The following is a 4,540-nucleotide window of genomic DNA, read 5'->3' as shown; positions in this document are numbered from 1 at the left end:
AAATATCAAAGATTCATCCCATGATGAATTAGATAAAAATCTTGTAATACTAGTTCTATGTTTAGATGATAAAAATTTAGAAACATCATTGATTTTACCTGTATAACCACTCATAAACATTGATTTCACTATATTTTGCATATGTTTTATTTGTGGTTTTGTAAGATATAAGTCATATTTTAGTTCTTTTAAAAATTTGTCTAATGTTAATTCATTTGTTATAATTAAGTTCTGAAACATTTATGCAACACCACCTGTTATGTTTTTGTGTAGGAACTTAATTATAACAAGGTTTTGCATAAATGTTTTTTATTTTATTGTAATGGAAAATTATTGAAGTGTTTTTGCACTTTCATAGTAGTGTTATTGTTTTTAAATATATTGCCTAAAAAATCTAAAAAAAATGGAGATATAAATTTACCTAATAACATAGAGCTACTTACAATAGATAATGCAAAAGAGTTTGAATATTTTGGAATAATATGTGTTACTCTTAAAAGTAAAATTGGTTTTAATATTCCAAGCCCAATTCCAATCATAAATGTAGAAAACAGTATTGTAGTTATGTCATAAGCACTACTTATAATAAAAAAACCAATACTCATAATACAAATGCCAATAGGTGCATTACTCCTTTTTAAAAACTCGGAAAGTTTTCCTAAAAATATTCCACTTATAAATCCACCTAAAGTAAGAAAAGACATGGCTAATCCTGAAAAAACCGAATTTCCTATATTCTCATTTTTTATAAATAATGCTATATTTGTAACAACTGCATAAAATGCAATATTTAAAAAAAGCCCTTGCAGTGATATAATAAAAATTTTTTTATTAATGATATTTCTTTTTTCCATAACTATTCTTTTTTTTGGTTCAGGCAATCCAAATATAACTAAAATAAATACAATTATAGCTATTGAATACACACCAAATACATATCTCCAATTTATTATTGCAAGTCCTCCTGAAACTAAAGTAGCTATTATACCACCTAAATTTGATACAGCATTGGAAAATCCCATCATTTTAATTCTTTCATTTTCTTCAAAAAAATCTGCTACTAAAGATGTAGTCAATGGAGTTAACAGTCCCATTCCTATACCTAAAACACCTCTAAAAAATAAAAGTTCAAATATACTTCTAGAAAATCCTCCTCCTATTCCTCCAATAATATATATAATAAGTCCTACAATTATAATTTTACGCTTTTTAGTCATGGATGCTATTTTGCCAGATAATAAACTAAATGGAATTATAACACCAGATGGTAAACTTAATATCATTTTTATTGTCTTAGAATTAGCATCAGAAAATGTTTCTGATATTTCAACAAGAGCAGGTGATACAGCTGATCCCGTAATAATTACAAGTAATGAGATGGATAGTATAGCCGCTTTTGTTAATTTGTTCATTTTTTATTCTCCTCGTATATATTTCTATTTAGTTATTATTCTATATTTAAGCATTACTTATTCTGTTTAGTAAAACAAATAGTAAAAGCCTGTGATAAAATTTACCACAGACTTTTACTCAATCAATAATCTTCTCAAAGTGTTGATAATCTTTTAATGTTTTCCACTCTCCACCCCATGTCCATCCTCTATCTTTAAATGCTTTATAACATGAATCACCTTTTAAAACCATTCCTTTTTTTATATTTTTTCTATCAACATAGATTTTACCAGCTTCAGGTAGTACTTTTCCTTTCTTTATATATGGATTTTGAACTGGATTAATATCTATAGCAATTCCATAACTGTGTTTTGAAAACTTATTTTTACTTCCTGTTATATATCTATAGCAGTATGCATAAGTATTATTATCATTCATTGACAAATTATCATCGCTATTATAATCATCTATTAATTTAATCTTTTCAATTTGAAATCTAGCTTCATATAAATCTTTAAAAATATCAACTACTTCACTTGCAATCTTTTTATTAACAATAAGTTCTCCTTTATGTTCCTTATCATCAAATCCCCAATATATAACCTGTACATAGGCCAAATCATCCATGCTTATAGGTCCAGTACTTTTAAAAGAATTTCCATTTATTTTTTCTTTAATTTCACTTGGTAAAGAAGTATAAGTAAATTTCATATCTGAATCTAAATTGGAATTTTTTTCAATATACTTATCTGTTTTTACATTATTTTGTATTTGCTTAATTGAAGAATCTTTAGTTTTTACAGCTGCTTTGTTAGCTTTATAATCTGATGAAAGACTTATTATTAATATTATACATAAAAAGTATAATATGTTTTTACAGCATTTACCATACATTGTTTTTCCACCTTTTTCTATCAATTATTTAATATGTACAAAAATTCCTTGTTCTCTCTTCTTACATATTCCATATTTGCTATTTCCCCATGGCCTGAATAAATCTTTACTTCATCTTCCCACTTAGATATTATATTAATAATTGTATTTCTCGTTTTTTCTTCACTTCCACCTTTTAAATCCCATCTTCCTATGCAGTCACAAAAAATCGCATCTCCTGTAAATATTATATTTTCATTTTCTACTTTTAAAGAAATACTTCCTTCAGTATGTCCAGGTGTATGAATTACTTTTAATTTTATATCACCAAATGTAATTACATCTCCTTCTAATAGGACTTTATCTGCGGTAATTGATATTGGTTTTCTAAATACTTTTCTTGAGAGATTTGTGTTTGGATCTTTTAATCCCTCTACATCCTTTTTATGAATAGCTATAGAGCAATTATACATATTTTTTAATATTTCTACAGCCCCTATATGGTCATAGTGATAATGAGTTAATATAATTTCTTTTAATCTTAATTTGTTTTTATCTATATATCTTATAAACATTTTAGGATTAGCTCCTGGGTCAATTATTATTGCATCTAGAGTATTTTCATCATATACAATATACGAATTTGTTCTTACATTTCCCACAACAAATCTTTTAATCACCATAATATAAAACCCCTTTACTAAATATATTTTAGTAATTACATTATATAATAATTATAATAAACTGTTGAATAGTAATCTCAGTAATTAAAAAATAAAAATCCCAATATTATTTTTGAACTTTTAAAATAGTATCAAAATAATACTGGAATTTTCTAAAATTATTTATTTCCATCATTTAAAATATTCTTTAATTCATCATATGAGTTTTGCAAAAAATCTTCTATGTATTCTTCTTTAAGTAATTTTCTTACACTATCAGGAAGAATTTCATAAAATCTATTTACCACCCAAGCAAATTTTTCTTCTCCGCTACCTAAGTTTTTTTCTGCATAAAGCATTAATTTATAAGCTATTTCTTTAGCTTCTTTAGCATCTGCTTTTTCTCTAAACATTCTATATATAATAATATATCCACAACTTACAACTATAACTAAAAGTACCCATAGATATACAGAATTAATAATAAACACCTCCTTTTTTATTTCTTAATATATTAAAGAGGTGTTTAGAATGTATTATTTTATGCTAATAATAGTATATTTTCTGGGTTATTAACCTCTAATAGTTTTTTCATTTTTTTCTAGCATTAAAAAACTCCATATATCTTTTGTCTGATAACCTAGAGTCTCCATATACTCTCCAACCTTTTATTTTCGTAAGTTTTAGAGAAGGATGACCAATAAAACCCATCACATCTTTTAATGGATATCCTAAAAATACACCTATTTCGTCTGGTATACTTCCATTTTTCATTTTGTCTATAATATAATCTAAATACTTGTCTAAATTATAATCACTAGGGTACCTATGTTTTTAAGAAACTTTAAATTTCTATGTTCTCTTAAAGTATTATCCAATGCTATTGGATTGTAAAAAAGTATTTTTCTACACTTATTACAATAACTAAATTCTCTATACAAAGTTTTGTCAGTTTTCTCTATAATACCTCTAATCTCTTTTAATTTATATATACCGTCTTCTCCTCTATCTGGAAAGCTAAGTATTTCTGCTGGTTTTGCTCCAAATATAACAGGTCCTAAAAGTTCTACAATCCATTTAATAAAGTTATCATTAGTATTATTAAAACAAAAACAATTATTTATTTTTTTATCCATATAATCACCTTCCTATAGATAATAATTAAATTTATTTTTACTTGGTATTGAGTTTCGTTATCATTATATAACTATAATATTCTATTTTTATTAATTTTGTCAATCTATTTTTATTGAAAATAAAAAAGGGCTTCAAATAACACTATGTCATCTGAAGCCTTTTTTATATTAAGTAGGAAATTATAAAATTTCAAAATCTGTGGAAAACTTGCTAAAATATATGTATAAGTATTGAAAAAAGAGAGATGAAGAGATGACTAAAGTAACATTAAAAAAAATATTGCAAGATAATTGGCAAAACTTTTTAAAGAAAAAAATTAAAAGAATTCCGAAGGTAATAAGGGCAGATGTTATAGAAACAGTTGAAAAAGCAATGGACTGTGGGAGGCTAGAAAAGGGATATACAGAGTATATGTGTTTAGAATGCATGGAAAGTAAGAGAGTAGGCTTTACATGTAAAAGTAAATTTTGCACTAG

At 25.4% G+C, this 4,540-nt stretch carries 5 protein-coding genes and 2 pseudogenes; 1 reads left to right on the top strand and 6 read right to left on the bottom strand.

All coding sequences use genetic code 11. The annotated features are described in order from the left end of the window. The 6 genes and pseudogenes from BUA77_RS12750 to BUA77_RS14725 all read right to left on the bottom strand — a co-directional run. Nucleotides 1-240 (bottom strand): annotated as a pseudogene (locus tag BUA77_RS12750) (IS701 family transposase); the annotation flags it as partial. A 74-nt stretch (nucleotides 241-314) separates the two neighbouring features. Then, a complete protein-coding gene (locus BUA77_RS12745; RefSeq protein ID WP_072890869.1) occupies nucleotides 315-1,412 on the bottom strand; it encodes an MFS transporter in 1,098 nt (365 codons plus the stop codon). A gap of 118 nt (nucleotides 1,413-1,530) precedes the next feature. Continuing rightward, complete coding sequence (locus BUA77_RS12740; RefSeq protein ID WP_084605795.1) at nucleotides 1,531-2,286, bottom strand: M15 family metallopeptidase; 756 nt, start codon at nucleotides 2,284-2,286, stop codon at nucleotides 1,531-1,533. A 20-nt stretch (nucleotides 2,287-2,306) separates the two neighbouring features. Next, nucleotides 2,307-2,948 carry an MBL fold metallo-hydrolase gene (locus BUA77_RS12735; protein WP_072890866.1) on the bottom strand — a complete coding sequence of 214 codons (642 nt, stop codon included), beginning with the start codon at nucleotides 2,946-2,948 and terminating at the stop codon, nucleotides 2,307-2,309. A 158-nt stretch (nucleotides 2,949-3,106) separates the two neighbouring features. Continuing rightward, nucleotides 3,107-3,418 carry a hypothetical protein gene (locus BUA77_RS12730; protein ID WP_072890863.1) on the bottom strand — a complete coding sequence of 104 codons (312 nt, stop codon included), beginning with the start codon at nucleotides 3,416-3,418 and terminating at the stop codon, nucleotides 3,107-3,109. Nucleotides 3,419-3,518: 100 nt separating this feature from the next. After that, nucleotides 3,519-4,063: pseudogene (locus BUA77_RS14725) on the bottom strand (DUF3793 family protein). 253 nt (nucleotides 4,064-4,316) lie between these two features. On the opposite strand from BUA77_RS14725, the gene BUA77_RS12720 reads away from it, so the two are divergent. Next, nucleotides 4,317-4,540, top strand: a 224-nt coding sequence (locus BUA77_RS12720; protein WP_200773966.1) for a transposase zinc-binding domain-containing protein, incomplete at its 3' end; no start/stop codon positions are given.

The sequence above is a fragment of the Tepidibacter formicigenes DSM 15518 genome, assembly GCF_900142235.1.
Lineage (GTDB): Bacteria > Bacillota > Clostridia > Peptostreptococcales > Peptostreptococcaceae > Tepidibacter > Tepidibacter formicigenes.
This window is presented reverse-complemented; position numbering and strand designations above follow the sequence as displayed.

Excerpts from the sequence above, each read along its gene's own strand:
- BUA77_RS12745 (WP_072890869.1), bottom strand. The coding sequence starts at position 1,412 with ATGAACAAATTAACAAAAGCGGCTATACTATCCATCTCATTACTTGTA.
- BUA77_RS12740 (WP_084605795.1), bottom strand. The coding sequence starts at position 2,286 with ATGTATGGTAAATGCTGTAAAAACATATTATACTTTTTATGTATAATA.
- BUA77_RS12735 (WP_072890866.1), bottom strand. The coding sequence starts at position 2,948 with ATGGTGATTAAAAGATTTGTTGTGGGAAATGTAAGAACAAATTCGTAT.